Raw genomic sequence first — 19,328 nt, 5'->3', positions numbered from 1 at the left:
CCTTGCAAATGGCGTGCTGGAGGTCATCGCTCGGGTGCGTGCGCCGGAGGCACGACCAATACCGGTCGTGTCGTGTGTGCGAGGACTTCCCGGGACACCGAACCCAGCAGCGCGCCCTTGAGCGGGCTACGGCCGCGTGAGCCGATGACGATCGAAGCCGCATCGACCTCGTCGGCGACCTTGAGGACGGCCTTCCAGACGAACTCGTCGCCTTCCTCGACGCGCGCCTTCGCGCGACCACCGCCGGCACGCGCGATCTCCGCCCCGCGAGCCGCAGCAGTGCGGGCCTCTTCTTCCGCGGCCCGGTCCGCCGACTCGTGCGCCACGACCGCCATCGCACCCAGACTTCCCGCTTCAGCGAGCCGGCTTGCCACCGACTGCCAAACCGTCAGGACGATGAGGTTGGTGGATGCCAGGAGTGTCTGCGTCACACCAAGGCCCAGCCTCGACGCGGCGGACCCGTCGAAGCACACGAGCGTCACCGGCCGGGTCATCCGGCACCACCCCCCGCGGTGGCGCCCGATACCCGCCATACGGCAGTGCCGCATACCCGAGAGGCGTTTTCGGTCAAATACATCACGCCTCAAACATGCCGGAGATCCCGGCGACCGACGAGAGGCAGCGCGGCCAGCGCTCATCGAATTGCGGCCAGGGAACGTCCGGGCGGTGATCGTCTTGATCGCGGGGAAGCGGGCCGCTCGGACGCGGGCCTCGCCGCCGTGTGATTCGCGGGCGGAGACCTCGCGTTGGAGGCAGACGACCAGGTATTCGGCGTCGGTCAGGACTCCTTGCGGGCGCGTTCGGCGAGCCGGTCGGCGGCGTCCAGTAGGGCCGGCGCCTCCATCGCGCGAGCGAGGAAGGCAAGGTCGGCGGCGGTCTGGGAGCCGGTCCTGCGGCCCGCTGCGGTGCTTTCGGCCGGGGCAGTGGCGGTGCGGGGCATCAGCCGGCCTCCCTGTCGCCGCCGCCTTCGATGACGGTGAACAGCCGGTCATAGAAACCGAGTTCGCATTGCTCGACCTCGACGAGCGGGCCGGCCTCGGCCCGGGACCGGCGGGCGTCCTTGGCCTGGGCGGCTTGCTGATGGCGGGCCTGCCCGCGCATCGTCTGGGCCGCGGCGGCGTGGTCGGGATCGGTGAGGGTCTGGTGGCGGGCCCAGCAGCGGGAGTAGCGGGCGACGATCACGCCGCCGGTGGCGAGGGCGATGACTTCGTCATTGTCGGTGAGGACGGTGACCGTGTGTCCGATGGCCTCGGGGTGCACGGAATAGTCGTTGTTGTCGACGCGGATGTATTGGTCACGCCCGATCCGGGTCTGCATCCGCCACCAGGCGGGCGGGTCAACGGGCGGCAGGGTGAGCATCCTGGCCCGGTCGGCCTCCCAGCGTTCGGCGGGACGGGCCTGCAGGGTGCTGTGCAGGCGCGGCTCGTGTGCTGTCCCGCTGCCCGTCCTGATTGTGGTCCGCGATCAGGTAGGCGCTGGCAGCGGCCACGGCGAACCCGGTGACGGCGGCCGCTGCGACGAGCCAGGTGCGGCGGCGGGCGATCCGGCGCAGGGCCAGGGTCCAGGCAGGGTCGTCCTCGGCGGCCGGCAGGCCCTCCCACCCGGCCGTCACCAGGTCACCCACCAAGGTCGGTCCCGCGGCCCCCGGCTGCAGGACCTGGGTGGTCTGGGCGGCGAGCAGCACAGTGCACTGGCCGGCCAGCGCGGCGGCCGTGGGCCGCTCCTGCGGTGTCTTGGCCAGCGCGGACGTCACCAGGGCCAGGAGGTCGTCGGGGATTCCGGCAAGGTCGGGGTCGCCGGACATCACCCGCACCGCGACCACGTCCGGTGCCCCGGTGCCGAAGGGCAGCCGTCCGGTGGCGGCGTAGGCGAGCAGTGCTCCCCAGGCGAAGATGTCCCCGGCCGGCCCCACGGCGCCGGTTCGGTAGCCCTCGGGGCCATCGCCGACGAAGTAGTCAGACCGGTCCTCGACCAGCACCACGACGGATCACTGCTCCGCGTGCGCATCGAGGCCGACTTCGACCGAACCCGCCAGCTCATGGCTCCCTACGCCCTGGAAATTCTGGAGCCCGAGGAAAGCGAATTCCTGATCGGAGACAACCCCGCTCTCGCCGTACGCAGGGAGGGCGACCGCCTCTCCTCCGGGATGGCCCTGCAAGACGCACACACCACAGTCCTTCCTATCGGCCCCCACCACATGCTGGCCCTAGGGAAAACCTCTCTACAGGGCTGCCTCACCAAGTCCGCGGTCGACAAGCTGAACACGCTCCAGATCGAAGCCGCCCGCGAATACGTGTACACCCGTCCGCGCAGCTCACTTGCGGCGATGATCCGAGACAAGGCCACGTCAAGATCGCGTGCGCGGTAGATCAGCGCCAGAAGGATCCGCGGCGATGAGTCGGCTGCTGGTCCTCGCCGGTCGATCAAACCTCTATGAAGGCGACGACCACCACGGTCTTGAGGGCCGTCACCCAGTACAGGAGCCGGACGTGCTCGATGTCGTCGACGTACTGGCGCAGCCGGGGGCCGGTGCTGTCGCCGGGGAGCGGTTCGCCGGCGTCGGGGTCGACGGAGATGACGACCAGGGCGCGGTCGAGGGCGTGGATCTCTGCCTCGTTGGTGATGTTCTCGAGCTGCTTGGTGGCGGAGTCGGAGAAGACGATCCGGGCGCGGCGTGATCCGTGGGCCATCAGGCGACGGCCGGGCGCTGGGCTGCGAGCCGGCTGAGGTGTGCCTCGCGCAGCTCCTCCCAGGGCGTGCAGTCTTCCGCTGCGGGCAGGCCGTTGGCGGCGATGTCCTCCAGGACGGCGGCGAGCCGGTCGGCGCTCTCGCGGGTCCTGGCCGCATACGCGCGGACCGCGTCGGCGGCCGCGGGCTCCAGTTGCTGCCGGGCGTGGTCGGCGGGGTCCGGCTGTTCGCTCATCGAGGGCTCCAGGGACAGAACTGGCGTCTAATCCAACGGTATCGCCGATCCGGCCCCTAGGGACCGCTCCGGAAGAACAGGCCGATACGAGGAGGCCGCCACAGGGCACGGTTGGGCTGGCCGTCATCCTGGAGCGGCCGGCACACCGCGGACTACGCGAGTGGCCTCCTGGCTACGGCGCGCGCGTAGCGTGCGGGCATGCGCTTTCGCTGGGACTGGGTAGAGCCTGCGATGCCCGTGCCGTACGTACCGACCCTTGGCCCGTCCACCCGGGCGCTGCCACGCACGGGGTGCGGGCAGGACCTTCTCGTACTCAGCCGGCGCGGGACACCATGCTGCTCCGGGCTGCTTCCAGTACAGAGAGCCAGGAGGCGACGTTCGGCCTGCGCCGCAGAAGAGCTCTGCGCTCGCGTTCGGTCATGCCGCCCCACACACCGAACTCGATACGTTCATCCAGGGCCTCGGCCAGGCACTCGGTGCGCACCGGACACCTCGCGCAGACCGCCTTGGCCTGCTTCTGGCGTGGACTGTCCGCGAACAGGTCGTCCGCGTCGGAACTGCCGCAGGCGGAGTTCTCTCGCCAGTCGGCTTTCGTACCCGTCATGACTTCCCTCTCCCCCGCCACCGTTCAACCATAGTGCGCTGACGAAGGCGCCATCCCAGCTCACCCCCGGCCCGTCGATGTGCGCACCGTGCGCGAAACATGCCATGGAGCCTGACCACGACCGATGGAAATCGAGTCAGGAGTCTCGTACTTCGGCTGACGGTCGACGCCCGGGCCGTCGAGCGAGGTATTCAGCGGCGTCACGGCTGGCGGGCAGAGTTTCGCGCAGGACGGGTTCACGCGTGACGGTAGCCGCGCTCGGAGTCACGGACGTGCTCGGTGTCAAAGGGCGTAAACCAGTCGACCGGGGCAAGGTTGACCATGCCCATGGACTGGTGAAGATCGTTCTCGGCGTCGTCGATCCCATCGAGCGAGTCGTCGAACAGCATCAGCACGTCGTGGTCCTGAAACAGGACGTCGGAGCAGACGTCCCAGTCTCCGTCGCCTCGGGCTTCGGGTAGGCCGGCCACCGTGTCGGCCACGAGTCGCGGCCGGTTGTGCGTGAGGTCCTGGGCGCGGGCGATGCCGAGGTGCAGGGCCATCTCCTCGCCGGTGCAGCGGGGTTCGACCTCGGCGCCGGACGTGCAGTCGGCGGCCAGGTCGTCGAAGGCCCGGGCCAACTGCCGCCGCCACGAGCTGTCCTGGTGCCAGGTCACTCGAGGCAGCGACCCGAACAGCCCGCCGCTGCTGCGCGCGGCCGGCTGCTCCCCCAGCGCGGACACCTCCTGCCACGCCTGGTCCGCCAGTTCCCGAAGGGCAAGGTGCAGCATCGCTCGCGTGCGCGCGGTGAGGACCTCCTCCTCTTCGTCGTCTTCTTCGCACCAGTCCTCGTTAAAGGGGTCGGCCTCGCCGTAGCGGGCGCGGTGGCGTAGGTGTTCGCTCACGCGGTGGGCAGCTTCTTCGGGTGCGGCGAGCGACGTGTCGATGATCAGGAGTTCATCTGAGAACGGTTCGGCGCTCAGCAGGACTCCCGCCTCCGTGAGCAGGGCGTCCTTCGTGTCGCCCGAGGCCCGGGGCAGGATCACGGCGTACTGGTTGTCGCTCAGCCGGTCGATGATGCTGGAGATCATCCCGGCGACGGTCCACGGATCGTCCCAGGGCGCGGTGATTTCGAGTCCGTCGATCACGAGGACATTGCCGGGCAGTTCGACGAAGGCCTCGTAGGCGGGCAGGAACTGGCCTTCCGCGTCGAAGAGTTGTTCTGCCGCAACGGCGGCGAGGGATTGCTCGTCGGCCAGGCGCTCGCCGAGGTTGTGGGCCTTCCAGTACTGGCCGCGCACCGCACGCACCCGGGCCACGGTCTCGTTGTCGGCCGTGAGGGAGATCTGCCAGGCCTGGACGCCCTCCGCGGCGGGATCGGCCAGCCGGTGGAGGTGCCGGAATTCCATGGTCAGGGTGCTGGGATCCGCCTTGGCCGGGGACTCGGTGGCCTGGTCCTGGTCGGTCATCGACTTCCTCTCGCCATGCAGTCGCGCCCGCGGCCGCGCGCATCAAGGCTAGCCAGCACGAACCCCGCTCCGTGGCGTCATCCGCGCACAGCACCCCGAATTGGCGTCGCCGGGCCCAGCGCCGCCGCAGATCCCCGGGTATCTCTGGGGCCCAGATCATGACCGGCGGCAACCGCTACCGTGACCAGGTCCCTAGAGTCGGTCCGGCATCAAGGAGCGCGCCATGGCCACCCGTCCGACGCTCGACGACATCCGGGCCGCCGCGCGGGAGATGCTCGTCATGGCCGCGCGCGACGCCACAGGCGAGGAGATGGCCGCGGTCCTGGTGCGCCTGGGAGGCGACACCCGCGAGGGCCAGGCCCACGTGAACCTGCTGCTCGCCGAGGTATTCGCCGGCATTCTCGACGACGAGTGCCCGGTCATCTGGCGCACCGCCGAGGGCGTGCCGGACGTGCGTGCACTCGCCGAGATCGCCCACGACCCGGCGGAAGCGCACCGATACGTGGCCCTGAAGGCGGCCGACGGCCAGGAGCTCAGCCTGGCGGAAGCCAAGGCGCGCATCGCCCGGCACTCCAGCGCCACCGACCTCACGATGACCTACCTCCGCTACCGGCGTCTGCATCCCGAGCAGCTTGCCGCGTTCATCGACGATGCCCGCAAACAGACCTCCCTGATGGTCGGCCGGGTCTGGGGCGCCCTGTGGGTCGCCTGTGCCACGGTGCGCGCCATGGCCGCGTACCGGGCCGCCGCAGAGGCTATCGATTGACCGGGGGCTGCCCGTAGGCATCCCATGAGAACTCGTCGGAAGACGAGGGATATCGTCCGGTCGCGGCCTGGCGCAGCCGGCGGAATCGCTTTCCAAGAGCGCGGCGTCTTCCGAGATACCTGCCGCGTTCCGGCATCGCTTGCCACACCCGCCAGTCCGGTCGAGTGCCTCTGATGGCGCTCTCTGAAAGCGGCCACCCCCTGCTCTGGGTAACCCCAGACCTGCTCAGTGGCTCTCCCCACTCATCCGCCTGCGGACGGGCACCACAAGGAAGGGGCCGCCTGGATTGGCCCCCGCCGCGACGTCTTCGTCTGGCCCGGCGAGAAACGAGCGGAAGCGGTCACTCTCGGCCGTCGCGTCGTGGTCGTCCCTGGGGCGGGCTCTCCCTGACCGTGCTGATCGGCTGCCGGCCTGCTCGATCTGTACCTGGTTCTATGTCACAGGTGTGTTCGGCGCTCCGACCGTCGCGAATACTGGCGGGCATGACTGACGCATCCGCAGCGGCGACCCCTCACCAGGCGCCCATCGCCATCTTTGTCAGCGCGGACGATCCTGTTCTGTCGCGCGAGTTTGAGTACGGTCCGAGGCTCAAACGGGCGATCCTCTCTGCCATCCTCACCGTTGATGAACCCCGACGGTGCCAGTTCCAGACGTACTGGGGCTCGCTCATGTTGCCGACTCGCCGCTGGGAGAACTCCTCGTCCGACGGCAAGTTGACGCTGGCGCACGATCCGTTTCTCCTGTGGTCTTCAGCCTCCACGCTGTGCCGAGGCGGCGAAGGCCGCTGGAGCACGCTGGGTGCTCACGCACCGTGGCTTCTCGGGACATCGAACGTCTACGTCGGTGTGATCTCGCAGCTGCCGAGCGAGCTGCGTGCACCGCTGGACGACCAGCTGCGGGCGTTTAGCTGGTACCTCGGTGCGATCGAAGTCGACCCGAACGACCCCCTCCACCAAGAGGTGTTCTCCTTGCTTCCCGGGTGGAGGTACTCGCGGGGCTGGGTGGATCACCCGGGCGAGGAGGGCATCTCGACGGGGGAACTCTTCGCAGGTATGGCGGTGGCTGGCATCGGCCTTGAAGATCGTCCGACCGCCGAACACCACTGTCAAATTCCGTGGAACCCCGCCCCGGTTCGGAACCTGTCAACCTGTTTGAGTCGGTTCGTTGATGCTTTTAGCTTGCTGTGGCTTCTGTCTCTTCGGTCTGGTCTGTCGGCTTGTTGATCCAGGAGGGCTCCGGAAGGCTGGGGGGCTTGGGGGTGCCTCGTCGGAACCGCTCGGGGTGCGCCGCGTATGCGGCGTGCAGGGCAGCCGTGCGCTGGGCGTGGATCTCTTCTGCCTGGCCGGTGTGGACCATAGCGGGGGTCATCAGCCCTATGCCGCTGTGCCGGTGGTGCTCGTTGTAGGTGGTGAAGAAGTCCGCGCAGAACATGCGGGCCTCGGCGAGAGAGCCGAAGGACCCGGGGAACGTCGGGCAGTACTTCAGGGTCTTGAAGTTCGACTCACTGTAGGGGTTGTCATTGGAAACCCGGGGTCTCGAATGGGACTTGGTGATGCCCAGGTCCGCGAGGAGGAACGCCACCGGCTTGGAGGCCATCGAGGAGCCGCGGTCGGCATGGATGGTGAGCTGGTCCCGCTTGACGCCCTCCTTTTTCACGGTCTCGTTGAACAGGGTCTTGGCGAGCTCGGAGGACTCGCGGTCGGCGAGCATCCAGCCCACGACGTAGCGGCTGTAGATGTCGATGACGGCGTAGAGGTAGTAGTAGGTCCACTTCGTGGGGCCTTTGAGCTTGGTGATGTCCCAGCTCCAGACCTCGTTCGGCTTGGTGGCGACGAGTTCGGGTCTGACGCGGGGCGGGTGGGTTGCCTGGTTGCGGCGGTCGGTGACATGTCCGTGCTCGCGTTCCAGCAGCCGGTACATGGTGCGCTGCGAGCACAGGTAAGTGCCCTCGTCGAGCAGCGTCGCCCAGACCTGGGCGGGAGCCGCGTCGGCGAACCGGTCGCTGTGCAGCACCGCCAGGACCTGCTCACGTTCGGACCCGGTGAGCGCGGCCGGCTGAGGGCGGTCGCGGTGCGGGACCGGGGCAGGCCGGGGTCTGGGCGGTGTGACCGGGTGACGCCGGTAGTGAGTGGCCCTGGCCCGGCCCAGCACCGCGCACGCTGCCGTGGTGCCGAGTCCGCCCCCGGTCAGCTCGGTGATCGCGGCGTCGATCACGACCTCGGCTTGCGCGGCGAGCGTTGGGCAGCGGGCGGCGTGGGCGCGCTCTCGGAGAGATCCTGCAAGAGCGCCTGTACTTTTCCCTGGACGTCGATCACCAACTCCGCCTTGCGCAGGCGCTCCTGGAGCCGCTCGTTCTCGGCGCGCAGTTGCTCGATCTCCTTGTCGCGGGGGTCGGCCGCCGGGCGTCCGCGGGTCTTGGCCAGCCCGGCCGCGGCGCCGGCGTCCCGCGAGCGGCGCCAGTCGACGATGTGGGACGAGTGCAGCCCGTGCTTGCGCAGCACTTTCCCGCGCTCGCCCTCGGGGGCAGCCTCGTACTCGGCGAGGACCTTCATCTTGAAGTCGGCGGTGAAACTACGGCGCTTGGCCTTGGCGGGAACCTGCGGGTCCGGGCGAGAGGTCACGGCTCCAGCATCCCTGGCCTGCTGCTGAGCCGAGGTCAGAACGGTCATTGGTACAGCACTGCTCGTTTCCCCGCCCAGGTCAGATGTTTCCGGGTTGCTCCCGACTCATCAAAGGTTGTCACAGAGGGGTTCCGTCCGAGGCACCGGTAACGCTAGGCGCCATCGCATTCTCCGGGGGCAGGACCTACCAGGAGTCGATCGTGGCGCTCGTTCATGAGTACCAGGAAGCCGAACGTCGCCTGTCCTTCAAGGTGGGCCGTCAACAGCCCCTAGTAGACGACCTGCGGAGTAAGTTGCATGACTACGCCCTGAACCTTGCCCATCCCGTTGGCGGCTCGAAGGCGAGGTTCTTCCAACAAGAGTTGGGAATCGAGCAGAGCAACTGGAGACTCCTCGCGATCCAGCTGCTCTCGGCCCTGCATGGTGCCGAGCCGCAGAAATTCAGGGACGAGGCAGCGTATGGAGACACACAGCATCTCCGGTTCGAGATCAGTACTCCGGTTGTCGGTCTAAACGGCCAGACCAAGCAGGTCACGGCTGCGTGGAAGATCGAGGATGATGCTCCTGTCCAACTTGTCACACTGACCTCCGGGAAGAAGATCCCTGGCGCCGTTGACTCGCCAGCGATCGTTCCTGGCGACTGGGCTGGCCTTTACGAGATCGCGCTGAAGGTCGCGGACCGGGCCAGGCGGGAATGCCGACCTACGCCGATCGCGCTGGAAGGCTCAGGGGGAGTCGTCGAGGTCATCACTGAGGGGCTGGCGGGCTTCGCATGGGTCTGCTTCCCCGACGCTGGTACCGAGTTTGTTCAGTGGCTCCTGCGTGCAGGGCACGCCTCAAAGAGCCAGCCTGGAGCGCGAATCAGCGCTCCGGGCCAGGACCTTGAGCTGGCGGCAGCGTGGGCCGAGGCGATGGCCAGCGCATTCCAGGCAGCGGACCAATCCTGCTCCGTCAAACAAGAGGTGGACTGACTCTCCGTTCCTCCGGCGGTTGGATGCAGCGGCCGGTAGCCGTCGGGTCGACTGATTCTCAAGATCATCCCGTAGCGGGTTTCGGCATACCTGGGCACACCCCGCCGCACAGATGGGCTGGCGGGCGAGCGCCGCCCTAGGCGCCCTCGACCGGCTGGCACGGACCGCACACTCCACGAGCGGGCAACCCCAGTCGACAACCTGCGAGGCGCTCGCTGAAACTCCTCACTCGCTTGAACGACGGAGCATGTGGGGCGGCGAGCGGCCCTGGCCGAGTTCAGAGATCCTCATCACCTCCTCACCCTGTTCCCGCCGCACTCCTGCACCCTTCCCTGGTACCGGTGTGGAGGAGCCTGTTCGGGAGAGCGGGGCGGCTGTGCAGGTGCTCGGTCAGGCGCCGACGTGTTCGGTGAGGCAGACGTACTGCCGGGGCTCCTGGTCGCCGAGGCTGCTGTAGTCCAGGACGGCGGGGTAGGTCAGACGGGTTCCGGGGTAAGTGGGCGTGCAGTCCTGCTCAGTGTCGTAGAAGACGAGCGTGTATCCCCCGGGTACAGCCTTGGTGCCGGCGGGATCCACGAGGTCGGCGCCGCACCGGTAGCCGGGGGCGTTCATCAGCAGCACGGCGTCACGTGAGGGGCCGCTGCCGCTGCCGTTCCAGCCGAGGCAGTACGTGGCGCCCGGGTCTCCGCCGGTGGACGGCTCGGAGATGATGTTGATCGTCTGCTGGGCGGGCGGGCCGCCGCACAGGCTGTCGATGTCCTTGACGTAAGACGCGGACCCAGCAGTGCAGATGTCCTTCTTGGACTCGCAGCCCGCCTGGCCGTCGGGCAGCTTGTAGGCGACCGGCAGGCACGTGCCGGACACGGTCGCCGCCGGGGTCTTCTCCTCCTGCTCTGCTCCCGGAGCTCCGCCTGCACGGGTGTCGGTGACCGCTTCCGGGGAGGCGGTCACCGCGCCCGCGCGTTTGCCTGGGGAGGCCGTGGCGGAGGCCGTTGTGCCCGCGCCGGCCCGTGTGCTGTCCCGCTGCCCGTCCTGATTGTGGTCCGCGATCAGGTAGGCGCTGGCAGCGGCCACGGCGAACCCGGTGACGGCGGCCGCTGCGACGAGCCAGGTGCGGCGGCGGGCGATCCGGCGCAGGGCCAGGGTCCAGGCAGGGTCGTCCTCGGCGGCCGGCAGGCCCTCCCACCCGGCCGTCACCAGGTCACCCACCAAGGTCGGTCCCGCGGCCCCCGGCTGCAGGACCTGGGTGGTCTGGGCGGCGAGCAGCACAGTGCACTGGCCGGCCAGCGCGGCGGCCGTGGGCCGCTCCTGCGGTGTCTTGGTCAGCGCGGACGTCACCAGGGCCAGGAGGTCGTCGGGGATTCCGGCAGTGTCGGGGTCGGCGGACATCACCCGGGCCGCGACCAGGTCCGGTGCCCCGGTGCCGAAGGGCAGCCGTCCGGTGGCGGCGTAGGCGAGCAGTGCTCCCCAGGCGAAGATGTCCCCGGCCGGCCCACGGCGCCGGTTCGGTAGCCCTCGGGGCTGATCCAGCCCGCGGTGCCGGTCATCACTCCGGTCCGGGTGACCGAGGTGCCGTCCAGGGCGTGGGCGATGCCGAAGTCCAACACTCGCGGCCCGTCCGGCGCCAGGATGACGTTGCCCGGCTTCACGTCGCGGTGCACTACCCCGGCTGCGTGGACGGCCGCTAGCGCGGCCGCGGTCCCTGCCGCCAGCGCGTACAGCCGGACCCCGGGCAGGGGGCCGTGCGCGGCGATGTGCTCGCCGAGCGTGAGGCCGGGCACATACTCGGTGGCCAGCCAGGGGACGTCCGCGCCGGGGTCCGCGGCGAGTAGCGGCACCAGACAGGGTCCTGTGACCCGGCGGGACACCTCGACTTCCCGCTTGAACCGGGCCCGGAACTCATCGTCGCCGGCCTGCGCCGGGTGGACGACCTTGACAGCGGTCCGCCGCCCGTCGGGATCCAGGGCCGCATGGACCGTTCCCATGCCGCCTGAACCCAGTCGGCCGATGATCCGGTACGGGCCGATCCGGCCCGGATCACCGGGCCGCGCAGAATGAACAAGCATCGACGACAACGCCCCCCACAGGCCGAACACCCCAACCGCGCCGATGGGAACCGCAACTCTCTCACGCGCCCCTCGGCCGGACGACCGACCGTGCGCCATCACGGTTGGGCGCGCAGCGCGGACGCGACGACGCTCGGGTCGCGTCACGTGGCTGGAGGGTGCCGGTCAGCGGGAGCCGTCGGGCACGCGATGACCGGGAACGCGACTGTTTGCCCGCCGGTGGCGAAAGCGATCATTGCGGGTGCGCGAGCCCAGACCGGTGTCACGTCGATGAGGTCGCCGCCGTCCAGCGTTCGCATCCAGGCCCGCACCGTGTCGAGACTCGCCGAGTAGGCGGTCACCTCCCAAGCGGCGGTCGTGTACCCGCGGGTGGCGGCTGTCGCGATCACTGTGTCGGGAGTATCGGCTGTGGACAGGGCGAGGGTGGAACCGTCGTGCACGAGACGGATCCCGTCCTGCCGCAGTCGCGCCGTCTGGGTGCCCGGCTCAGGAGGCCGTAGAAGTCCTGGATCACCAGCTGAGCCATGTCCCGGCTCCGTCCTCGAACGTGTCGTTCAGCCCGGGGGTGGGTACGCCGCTCCTGTTCACGTTGATCCGAAGCGCCAGTACGTGGTGAAGCGTTCCAGCACCATCTCGGCGTCGAGTTCCTCGTTCCACACTGCGTCGAGCAGCATCGGCACGGTGCTCAGGCGCTCGCAGACCACGATGCTCGCGGGCTGATGCGTCAGGTAGCAGCGGCTCTCGTTCTCGGACGTGCCGCCCGGGCCGTAGCGGGCGTACAGCGTGGCGAGGCGCTCTCGGTTGGTCTCGGCGAAGGCCTGCAGCTGGCGTACGTATGCGTCCTGTTCGTCGGTGCTGAGGCACCTCAGGACGACTGGAAGGATCTCCAGCGACAGGTCGCGGTCGAATTCGGTGTAGCCGGTCACGGACACGTAGATCTGCTCGGCCGCCTCCGGGATCCGATCCCTCCCGGCGTCGTCCACCACCCCGGGCACGAGACGTGCGACGGGCGCGGGAGGGGGCGGCAGTGTCGGGCTCGGCGCGCGGGTTGCCTCATGGGCCTGTCGGATGGTGCGGTCGCTGATGGGCGCCAGAGTGCTCGTGGTCGATGCGATGGAGGCGTGCCAGCCCTTTGCGAACTCGGCGCTCGCCCCGGCAGGTGCCGGGTTCGCGGTGACCTCCTCGGAGGTTCCCTCCACGGCGCCGGCTTCGATCGCGGCGATAGATTCCCGACCTCATCCGGGCGGGCGCCCGCAGCTTCGAGGAGCGCGGCCGCCCGGCGCCGGGCGGTCGCGGCCTCCGCACCGTGCACGATGACCGGCGGTAATGCAGCCCGCTGCGTGCCGTTGCCCATGTGGGGGTCCTTGGCGATTCCGTGAGTGCTCGCCTGCCGGACGGTCGTGCGTGGTGCGGGTCACCGGAGCTCGACGGAGTAGCTGCTGCCGGAGAATTCCCAGCCGTCGGTGCCTTCTCCGATGTCGGCGACGATGACGTCGTCGATGAAGCGGTCCTCGAAGTCGTCGTCCCGCAGGTCTCCGGCGAGCCAGAGCGCCTCGATGTCGCTCCAGTCGCCGCGGCTTGCGTCGATGCGCAGGGGGGCTGCGCGGCGGGTGCCGCGTTCGCGTTCGTCGGCGCCGGTTTTGACGAGGCCGCTGATCTCGAACTGGCCGTCCTTGACGGTGTCGGGGATGGGGTCCGCGGGGACGATGGCGACGTTCTCGTACGCGGTGTGGATGAGGTCGCGGTAGCTGCGGCGTACGTTGTACTCGGGGTCCGACAACCACTTGAACAGGGTGTCCGGTTGGACAGCGAGGCCGGCACTCTCCAGCGCCTCATACCCTCGCCGGGTGCCGGTGAGCTGGCTGAGCTGGGCGTGCCAGTGCTTGGCGCTGTAGGTGGACAGCCGGTGGCGGGGGGTGACCTGGGCGCGCAGCAGGTCGTTGAGTGCGGCGCCGAGGGAGTTGCCGCGGCCTGTGGGTCCGGCCATCAGTCGTCACCTTCCGGGATGAACGCGCCGGGCTGGATGAACTTGGCCTTCACCTCGCCGAACCCGGTCCCGATCCGGTACGTGTCGGGCGCCGTCTCGTCGGGGACCCAGAAGATCGCGGCATCCACGTTGCGCAGGGCGATGAGCCGATTGCCTGCCTGAACGGCCTTGAAGGCGACGGTCCAGTGGCGGACCGAGGCTTCGGCGACCATGCTCATGCGCCAGTCCGGCCGCCAGAACGGCGATCGCGAGTCGGGCCGCTTGGGCCACAGCAGGCGCAACGCGATCGACAGGCGGGTCTTGTAGTTCTTGTACGGTTCGCCGCCGACTTTGATCAGGTCGGTGCGGGCGGCCCTGGCCGCTTCGTAGAACGGCTTGAACAGCGACTCGTTGATCTTGCCCGTCCACGAGTCGTGGATGACGACGGGTTCGGCGAGGTGGCCGTCGCGGTAGAGGCGTTCGAGCTGCTTGAGGTGCGGGGTGGTCACCCACACCCGTCCCTGCTCGTCGGGCCGCTCGATGATCCGCCCCAACGGGTGCGGCATGTCCGTGCGCGTCCAGGCGGGGATCTCGATGAGGTAGATGCCGGCCTTGGTCTTGTCGAACGCCTCCAGCGGACCGGTGTGCAGGAGCCTGTTCGGGGCGAGCGGGACCGCGGAGCAGGCAGAGGGGAAGGAGCCGTTGCGGTCGACCAGGCACATCAGACCGTCGCCGAACGAGGCGGGGACGTCGAGCTGGTCGCGCCGCACGCGCTTGCCGTTGCGCTCGTGCGCGACGCGGGTGCTGATGACGTCGGGGTGGACCCAGCGGGGCTCGCCGTCCATGTCCTCACTAATCAGGGGCCACGGTCCGCCGTCCCGGTCATCCTTGCGGATGACCGGGACGGGGTGCATCTTCGACCGCTCCACCGAGTCCTTGAGGATCCGCAGGGCTGGGAAGACCGCTCCCTCCGGCTCGTCCTCCTCATCGCCCGGGACCAAGCCGTCGTCGTCATCCCGCTCAGCCCCGTCGCTGTCCTCCGCAACCGGCGCGTCGACCGCGCTTGCAGGAGCGGGGGCAGCCGCCGGAGTCGGCGCGGGGGTGACGGCGGGTGCGGGCGCGTTGTAGGCGTGCAGCGCCGCGGCGAGACGGCGCCCCTCAGCGTGGTCGGGGAGCCGGAGCCCGGCGGCAGCTAGGGCCCGCAGCGGGACGCGGAGTTCGTCGAGGTCCTTGAAGTTGCCGGCAGCGAGCACGGTACGCAGCGCGGCCAGCAGATGCGTTGCCTCGGCGGGCAGGCCCTGCAGGGCACCGGAGGTGAAGGGCAGGGCGGCCGCCGCCAGTTCACGGTCGGTGTCGCTGCCCATCGTGTCCGGGACCGTGTCGCCACCTGGACGCACGCCGGCGGCCGCGGTGGTGCCGGCGGCCGTGGGGGTGTCGAGGAATCGGGCGTGCGCGAGGTCGGGGCGCAAGCGGGCATGGCCGATGACGCCCAGATCCCGCTCGGCGACCGTCACGTTCGTCTCCCCCGTGTCGGGGAGCGCGGTGAGGGTAAGGATGACGTCGGCGTCGAGCAGGTTCACGATGGCCCGGTCGTCGGTGTCCACGACCGCGAGAACCGGGACGTGCTGGGTGCGGGCCAGTTCACGCAGGACCTGGCTGGCGGCCGGGAGGTGTTCCCCCGACAGCGGCAGGCGCGGGTTGCTCGCCCGCTGCAGGCGGTCGACGACAACGAGCGCCAGATCCCCGGCCACCGGGACGGTCTCGGCGATGGCCTCGGCGGTCAGGTTGCTGCCGTCATCGATGAGCAACGGTGCGTTCCTCAGCTGCTGGACGACCTCCTGCTCGTGCGGGGTGAGGGTCCCGGTCTTCAGGCGGGCGTAGTCGCCGCCGGCTTCCGCGGCGATGATGCGGCGGGTGATGTCCGCGCGGTTGGGGCCCGAAGCCGCGTACAAGACACGGCTGTTGAGGGCGAGCGCGGTATGCCGGGCCGCCGAGAGGCCGATCAGGCTTCCGCCGACCTGCGGTGGGGCGGCGACCAGGACCAGGCGTCCGGGGTGCAGGCCGCCGGTGGCCGCGTCCAGGCCCGCCAGGCCGAAGGACAGGCCGGGCGCTGATCCGGAGGTGATGACGTCACCGAGAGCGTCGCCGAGCGTCGCGAGCCGGCGCCCGGCATCGCGGCCGGTAGTGGGCTGACTGGTCACCGCACCTCCTGCGGTAGCGGCAGCATGCGCGGCCGTGTCGGATGGAGTCCTGCTGATCGGGCCGTCGGCGGGCAGCAGCACCGCAACGGGTGTGCTGCTCCTGCGGAGCACCTGGGGCTGGCCGCTGGCTGCCCGGCCGATCAGGGTGCCAAAGTCCCTCTGCGCCGCACTCAGGACCCAGGAAGGAAAGGCCCCGGCCTTCCGCGCGGCCGGGAACCGGTCGAGCGGGGCAAGGAGAACACGGTCTTCCTGCTTCGAAACACGGTGGATCAGGGTGGTGACCCCGTCGTCGTTGGCGCGTTTGACCAAGGCGTACAGGTCCCTGCGGGCGTCACTCGCGTTCATCGCAGACTCTGATTGTGGTGGCTGGCTCACTCACCCTCCCGGCACTCAACTCCCCTACAGAATACCAAGAGTCACGCATCGAACTGACTGTATTCACACATTTGAAAATGGCATCTCACTCAATTGTGAGAGTTTGCGGCTATGTGCAGCAGCTTCTGGGGTGCGCGGGTGGCAGCCTTTCACGACGGGTCGGTACGACGAAGGCCGGGGCCGTCAACAGGCCCCGGCCTGACTGCGTCCCCAGACGAACGCACCCCTCTCGCGCAGACTCAGCCGCGCCGGGCGGCTCCTGCTCGCTCGGCGCCTCCTTGTAGGCGAGGTGCCCAACGGCGGAGAAGGCCTTGCCCAACACTCCTGCGAGTTGCCCCGCAGTGACGGATGCGTCGGCGTACCGCTCGCTCGCTTCGTCGAGCGTCTTCTCCCTGGGGCGCTCCTTGTCTCCAGTGCTCCCTGCGGAGGTCTTGAGCAGGATCAGGACTGCCTTCATCTCCCCCGCCACGCGGGTGAGGAAGCTGTAGATGCGGTAGGCCTCCGCGGGGTACTCGATGCCCCGGTACGTGAGGTCGGTGACGAGGTCGGCGAGAAAGCGGGCCGCGGCCGCGGGCCTCTGCTCGCCCGTCAGCTCCTCGTGCACCTGGTGTTCGGCGACGGCGAGGGCCTTGCCCAGCGCTCCTGCGTACTGTTCCGCCGCGAGGGACGTGGCCGTGTAGCGCTGGAGCACCTCGTCGAGGGGTTCACCCCGGTAGTCGGTCATCAGCCGGTCCTGGTCCCGGAGGCCTTCCACGAAGGTCCTGAGCAGAGTGAGGGCTGCCGTCATCTCTCCGGCGGCGCGGCTGAGCTGACGGCAGATGAAGGATGCCTCCACCGGGTATCCGATCCCGGTCCCCCGGTACGTGAGGTCGGTGACGAACTCGGCGAGGGAACGGGCCGCGATCTCCGCGTGATGGACGACGTCTTCGGTGTTCTCACTCATGCGGATCCGGTTCTCTGTGCTGGGCTGGCGGGTTACGGGCGGCCGGTGGCGCGGCAGCGGACCTGTGGGGATGTCGACGGCATCGTGGCGGCCTGCGGCCGCGCGGGCGGCGCCGCTTTCATCACGAGGGGCGGCGATGGCTGCCTCCGTCCGGCCCGCTGTGCCAGAGCCCTGGGTGGTCAGGAGGTCGGAGTGCTGTCGGCCGTCGGCGGTCCATAGACCCAGCGCGTCGTCCAGGAGCGCGGCGCGGTCGGCGGCGGGCATCCGCTCGACTTCCGCGAGCAGCAGCCTTGCATCGCCGCCGTGAGCGCGGGCGTGCTGAACGAGGAAGGAGAACACCTGGGTGGGTCCGGCAGCAACGTCTCCCGCATCTGGCTCGCGGGCTACGCCGAGGCAGTAGGCGGCGTCTGCCGTCACCGCGAGGACGATCGGGTCCTCCTCGAGGAGTTTCGCCGTCAAGGACTGCCGGCAAGCCGCGCACCGCTCGATGCTTGCGCCGATCAGCGCGGCCGCCGTCCGCAGGTCCGGCACGGCCTCCATGCCCCAACGGCCGGGGTCGGCCGGCTGGAGGTCCGTGGTCGACGGGCCGCTGTCGTGGACGTGGAGGGTTCCCGCGTTGGCGGCCGCGTAGGCGGCACCTTGACGGCTGCTCTTTTTCCTGGCCCGGCTCTTGCGTCCGTGGCTCTTGGTCATACGGCTCTCACATCTTCCCGCGCACGGCCCCATGACCCGATGCGCGTGACGAGGAGCAGCATGCGGAAGGTTCAACGGCCCTGGGGCCGCCGGAAGTAGACGTACGCCGCACACTGATGCTCACAGACCGGACCCCATCGCTGGGGTCCGCGGGCACCTTCGCCGTGGTGCGCCCCGGTCATGGGCCAGGGAGCGGGCTTGGGCCGATGCGCCGGCCACTGCTGCGCAGCGTACCGGCCCACCCACCTTGTCCGGCGCCGATCTGCGAAACGCCCTTGGCCGACGCGAGCGAGAGCGCGAGCAGGAAATCGTCTCGGCTCGGTCCTGCGGTGTACGTCAGGTCCGCTCGTCCCAGTTTGCCGGGCGCTGGGCAGAGTAGGTCAAGACCGGCCCAGCGTCGTCGAAGGCCACGGTCACGCTCGTGGAGTCCTTGGAGATGTACACCGGCTGCTCTCCGTAGGCGCTGCGGATGTCCTCCTCGGTCACGGCCTGCGCGGTACGCAGATCCGCACTCTCCACACCGAACACGCGTACACGGACATACGGGTACTCCATGGCAGCCTCCAGCGTCGGACGTAGAAGGTTGGTGATGCAGGGCCCGGAGTTGGAGGGCCGAGTCCTTTTCGGGATCCTCGCCGCGTTCGTTTCCCCGGGTGGGGCGCCGGTCAGCCCGTGTTGGTGTCTGCGGTTCCTACCTAGCGGCTGGCCACGTCACGGAACTCCCAGCGTCCAGGAGTCCGGCCCCTCGTACGGGAACCAGAAGGAACCTCAACTGACATCTGTGAAGTTACAGCACGGCACTGACAACGGCTCTGACCAGGGCAAAGAGACGGTGGAGGGGGCACCGCATCTGAGGCGAACCTGAAGGGAGCCGAAGACACGGTCGCTAACTATCACTGGTCAACGTTGCCCCTCCTGTTCACGGCGGAAGAACTGCGCGCGAAGGGGGCACGGACGAGGCGCTGCGCCGTGTGCGGTCCAGATCCGCTGTAGGTTCCGGCCGGCTGCTCGCCCTGGCCTGCTTGCTGAACGGGATCGGGCTATGTGTCGGGCCGCTCGCGTAGGTCGACGAAGAACCGCAGCCGGACGCCCGGTTCGCCTGGATCTCTGGTCGTGCAGTCGGCCGGTGCCGCAGCGCATCCTGCGGTGAGCACGTCCTGGATGGCGAAGGCTGTCGCGTCGTCGGCGGCCGCGATCTCCACCACCGCCAGGCCCGGCTCTGCCACGTGGGATCAAGGATTGCTCTCATGTCCAGCACGACGCGTTGACGTGGCCGGCACTTCTCCGATCCGGGGAGCATCACCCGACCGTGTGCTTCCGCGCGCAGTTTGATGACTATCAACGGGCACCGTCGGCTTGATGTGCGTCTTAGGATGCGCGAAGGCTGGGGTCCCGGCGCCAACTGGCTGCCGGCCCACAGTTTCAGCCCGGTCTCGTAACGCTCTGGCGAGGCCGGGCTGACCACTTCTCGGCGCTGCCGGAACCGGCCAGGCCCGCAGGAGAGCGGGAGAACGGAGGAGGGGCCCGACGGTGCCGGACCCCTCTTCACACGGTGGGATTCAGCCCGAGGCTCTCGGAGGCCTGGGACATCCGCTCCGCGATGTTCGTGTCAGCCGCGGACGATGTTCTCGGCCTGGGGACCCTTCTGGCCCTGGCCAGGGGCATTGCACGATTGGGATTGGTCCGGTTCGTCGGTCTCGAGTGTGACGTGTCGTCATGTCTGTTGTGCGGCAAGGGGTAGGGGAGAGCAA

General features: G+C 69.2%; 22 protein-coding genes. 4 read left to right on the top strand and 18 right to left on the bottom strand.

What is annotated here, in order from left to right; all coding sequences use genetic code 11:
* Positions 1-23: 23 nt before the first annotated feature.
* The 4 genes from ABZV34_RS31580 to ABZV34_RS31565 all read right to left on the bottom strand — a co-directional run bounded on the left by ABZV34_RS31580 (position 24) and on the right by ABZV34_RS31565 (position 1,981).
* Entirely contained in the window at positions 24-494 is a 471-nt protein-coding gene (locus ABZV34_RS31580) for a universal stress protein (RefSeq protein ID WP_356284189.1), read from the bottom strand.
* 284 nt (positions 495-778) lie between these two features.
* A complete protein-coding gene (locus ABZV34_RS31575) occupies positions 779-940 on the bottom strand; it encodes a hypothetical protein (protein ID WP_356284186.1) in 162 nt (53 codons plus the stop codon).
* Entirely contained in the window at positions 940-1,359 is a 420-nt protein-coding gene (locus ABZV34_RS31570; RefSeq protein WP_356284183.1) for a hypothetical protein, read from the bottom strand. Before ABZV34_RS31570 ends, ABZV34_RS31575 begins: the two co-directional genes overlap by 1 nt.
* The gene (locus ABZV34_RS31565) at positions 1,337-1,981 is read right to left on the bottom strand and encodes a hypothetical protein (protein ID WP_356284180.1); all 645 of its coding nucleotides are present in this window, start codon (positions 1,979-1,981) and stop codon (positions 1,337-1,339) included. The genes ABZV34_RS31570 and ABZV34_RS31565 overlap by 23 nt, the downstream gene beginning before the upstream one ends.
* Before the next feature lie 18 nt (positions 1,982-1,999).
* On the opposite strand from ABZV34_RS31565, the gene ABZV34_RS31560 reads away from it, so the two are divergent.
* The gene (locus tag ABZV34_RS31560; protein WP_356284177.1) at positions 2,000-2,368 is read left to right on the top strand and encodes a DUF4238 domain-containing protein; all 369 of its coding nucleotides are present in this window, start codon (positions 2,000-2,002) and stop codon (positions 2,366-2,368) included.
* Between the two features lie 55 nt (positions 2,369-2,423).
* Here ABZV34_RS31560 and ABZV34_RS31555 read toward each other — a convergent pair whose 3' ends face one another.
* The 4 genes from ABZV34_RS31555 to ABZV34_RS31540 all read right to left on the bottom strand — a co-directional run bounded on the left by ABZV34_RS31555 (position 2,424) and on the right by ABZV34_RS31540 (position 4,975).
* A complete protein-coding gene (locus ABZV34_RS31555) occupies positions 2,424-2,690 on the bottom strand; it encodes a hypothetical protein (RefSeq protein WP_356284174.1) in 267 nt (88 codons plus the stop codon).
* Entirely contained in the window at positions 2,690-2,923 is a 234-nt protein-coding gene (locus tag ABZV34_RS31550) for a hypothetical protein (RefSeq protein ID WP_356284171.1), read from the bottom strand. Before ABZV34_RS31550 ends, ABZV34_RS31555 begins: the two co-directional genes overlap by 1 nt.
* A gap of 313 nt (positions 2,924-3,236) precedes the next feature.
* Positions 3,237-3,527 (bottom strand): WhiB family transcriptional regulator, encoded by a 291-nt coding sequence (locus ABZV34_RS31545; RefSeq protein ID WP_356284168.1) that lies wholly within the window; start codon positions 3,525-3,527, stop codon positions 3,237-3,239.
* Between the two features lie 236 nt (positions 3,528-3,763).
* Positions 3,764-4,975, bottom strand: a complete 1,212-nt coding sequence (locus tag ABZV34_RS31540) for a hypothetical protein (RefSeq protein ID WP_356284165.1) — start codon at positions 4,973-4,975, stop codon at positions 3,764-3,766.
* Positions 4,976-5,198: 223 nt separating this feature from the next.
* Here ABZV34_RS31540 and ABZV34_RS31535 point away from each other — a divergent pair, with 223 nt between their 5' ends.
* The gene (locus ABZV34_RS31535) at positions 5,199-5,741 is read left to right on the top strand and encodes a hypothetical protein (RefSeq protein WP_356284162.1); all 543 of its coding nucleotides are present in this window, start codon (positions 5,199-5,201) and stop codon (positions 5,739-5,741) included.
* Between the two features lie 482 nt (positions 5,742-6,223).
* Positions 6,224-6,964: a hypothetical protein gene (locus ABZV34_RS31530; RefSeq protein ID WP_356284159.1), complete on the top strand. Its 741-nt coding sequence runs from the start codon at positions 6,224-6,226 to the stop codon at positions 6,962-6,964.
* On the opposite strand, the gene ABZV34_RS31525 is transcribed toward ABZV34_RS31530, so the two are convergent.
* Positions 6,915-8,410 (bottom strand): IS3 family transposase gene (locus tag ABZV34_RS31525; RefSeq protein ID WP_356284156.1). Its coding sequence is split into 2 segments (ribosomal slippage): positions 6,915-8,041 and positions 8,041-8,410, totalling 1,497 coding nucleotides; the frame shifts between segments, so codons are not numbered across the junction. The genes ABZV34_RS31530 and ABZV34_RS31525 overlap by 50 nt on opposite strands.
* Before the next feature lie 152 nt (positions 8,411-8,562).
* Here ABZV34_RS31525 and ABZV34_RS31520 point away from each other — a divergent pair.
* Positions 8,563-9,333 (top strand): DUF6883 domain-containing protein, encoded by a 771-nt coding sequence (locus tag ABZV34_RS31520; RefSeq protein WP_356284153.1) that lies wholly within the window; start codon positions 8,563-8,565, stop codon positions 9,331-9,333.
* Between the two features lie 390 nt (positions 9,334-9,723).
* Here ABZV34_RS31520 and ABZV34_RS31515 read toward each other — a convergent pair whose 3' ends face one another.
* The 9 genes from ABZV34_RS31515 to ABZV34_RS31475 form a co-directional block, all read right to left on the bottom strand.
* Positions 9,724-10,722 carry a hypothetical protein gene (locus tag ABZV34_RS31515; protein WP_356284150.1) on the bottom strand — a complete coding sequence of 333 codons (999 nt, stop codon included), beginning with the start codon at positions 10,720-10,722 and terminating at the stop codon, positions 9,724-9,726.
* Positions 10,722-11,318, bottom strand: coding sequence for a protein kinase (locus tag ABZV34_RS31510; protein WP_356284147.1), 597 nt, complete (start codon positions 11,316-11,318; stop codon positions 10,722-10,724). The genes ABZV34_RS31515 and ABZV34_RS31510 overlap by 1 nt, the downstream gene beginning before the upstream one ends.
* A 224-nt stretch (positions 11,319-11,542) precedes the next feature.
* Entirely contained in the window at positions 11,543-11,788 is a 246-nt protein-coding gene (locus ABZV34_RS31505; RefSeq protein ID WP_356284144.1) for a hypothetical protein, read from the bottom strand.
* Between the two features lie 195 nt (positions 11,789-11,983).
* Positions 11,984-12,598 carry a hypothetical protein gene (locus ABZV34_RS31500; RefSeq protein ID WP_356284141.1) on the bottom strand — a complete coding sequence of 205 codons (615 nt, stop codon included), beginning with the start codon at positions 12,596-12,598 and terminating at the stop codon, positions 11,984-11,986.
* Between the two features lie 215 nt (positions 12,599-12,813).
* Complete coding sequence (locus tag ABZV34_RS31495; protein WP_356284138.1) at positions 12,814-13,386, bottom strand: hypothetical protein; 573 nt, start codon at positions 13,384-13,386, stop codon at positions 12,814-12,816.
* Positions 13,386-15,566, bottom strand: a complete 2,181-nt coding sequence (locus ABZV34_RS31490) for a DnaB-like helicase C-terminal domain-containing protein (RefSeq protein WP_356284135.1) — start codon at positions 15,564-15,566, stop codon at positions 13,386-13,388. Before ABZV34_RS31490 ends, ABZV34_RS31495 begins: the two co-directional genes overlap by 1 nt.
* Before the next feature lie 484 nt (positions 15,567-16,050).
* Positions 16,051-17,577: a hypothetical protein gene (locus tag ABZV34_RS31485; protein WP_356284132.1), complete on the bottom strand. Its 1,527-nt coding sequence runs from the start codon at positions 17,575-17,577 to the stop codon at positions 16,051-16,053.
* A 336-nt stretch (positions 17,578-17,913) separates the two neighbouring features.
* Positions 17,914-18,132, bottom strand: coding sequence for a hypothetical protein (locus tag ABZV34_RS31480; RefSeq protein ID WP_356284129.1), 219 nt, complete (start codon positions 18,130-18,132; stop codon positions 17,914-17,916).
* A gap of 485 nt (positions 18,133-18,617) precedes the next feature.
* The gene (locus tag ABZV34_RS31475; protein WP_356284127.1) at positions 18,618-18,803 is read right to left on the bottom strand and encodes a DUF6207 family protein; all 186 of its coding nucleotides are present in this window, start codon (positions 18,801-18,803) and stop codon (positions 18,618-18,620) included.
* Between the last annotated feature and the right edge of the window lie 525 nt (positions 18,804-19,328).

The sequence above is a fragment of the Streptomyces sp. NPDC005195 genome, assembly GCF_040608315.1.
GTDB lineage: Bacteria > Actinomycetota > Actinomycetes > Streptomycetales > Streptomycetaceae > Streptomyces > Streptomyces kaempferi.
Note: the sequence above shows the minus strand (reverse complement) of the source record. Positions and strands in the feature narration are given on the sequence as shown.

Bases quoted from the DNA above. Each gene is read 5' to 3' on its own strand.
- ABZV34_RS31485 (WP_356284132.1), bottom strand. From the start codon at position 17,577: ATGACCAAGAGCCACGGACGCAAGAGCCGGGCCAGGAAAAAGAGCAGC.
- ABZV34_RS31480 (WP_356284129.1), bottom strand. From the start codon at position 18,132: ATGGAGTACCCGTATGTCCGTGTACGCGTGTTCGGTGTGGAGAGTGCG.
- ABZV34_RS31540 (WP_356284165.1), bottom strand. From the start codon at position 4,975: ATGACCGACCAGGACCAGGCCACCGAGTCCCCGGCCAAGGCGGATCCC.
- ABZV34_RS31570 (WP_356284183.1), bottom strand. From the start codon at position 1,359: ATGCTCACCCTGCCGCCCGTTGACCCGCCCGCCTGGTGGCGGATGCAG.
- ABZV34_RS31530 (WP_356284159.1), top strand. From the start codon at position 6,224: ATGACTGACGCATCCGCAGCGGCGACCCCTCACCAGGCGCCCATCGCC.
- ABZV34_RS31550 (WP_356284171.1), bottom strand. From the start codon at position 2,923: ATGAGCGAACAGCCGGACCCCGCCGACCACGCCCGGCAGCAACTGGAG.
- ABZV34_RS31515 (WP_356284150.1), bottom strand. From the start codon at position 10,722: ATGTCCGCCGACCCCGACACTGCCGGAATCCCCGACGACCTCCTGGCC.
- ABZV34_RS31575 (WP_356284186.1), bottom strand. From the start codon at position 940: ATGCCCCGCACCGCCACTGCCCCGGCCGAAAGCACCGCAGCGGGCCGC.
- ABZV34_RS31580 (WP_356284189.1), bottom strand. From the start codon at position 494: ATGACCCGGCCGGTGACGCTCGTGTGCTTCGACGGGTCCGCCGCGTCG.
- ABZV34_RS31510 (WP_356284147.1), bottom strand. From the start codon at position 11,318: ATGGGAACGGTCCATGCGGCCCTGGATCCCGACGGGCGGCGGACCGCT.
- ABZV34_RS31555 (WP_356284174.1), bottom strand. From the start codon at position 2,690: ATGGCCCACGGATCACGCCGCGCCCGGATCGTCTTCTCCGACTCCGCC.
- ABZV34_RS31495 (WP_356284138.1), bottom strand. From the start codon at position 13,386: ATGGCCGGACCCACAGGCCGCGGCAACTCCCTCGGCGCCGCACTCAAC.
- ABZV34_RS31545 (WP_356284168.1), bottom strand. From the start codon at position 3,527: ATGACGGGTACGAAAGCCGACTGGCGAGAGAACTCCGCCTGCGGCAGT.
- ABZV34_RS31535 (WP_356284162.1), top strand. From the start codon at position 5,199: ATGGCCACCCGTCCGACGCTCGACGACATCCGGGCCGCCGCGCGGGAG.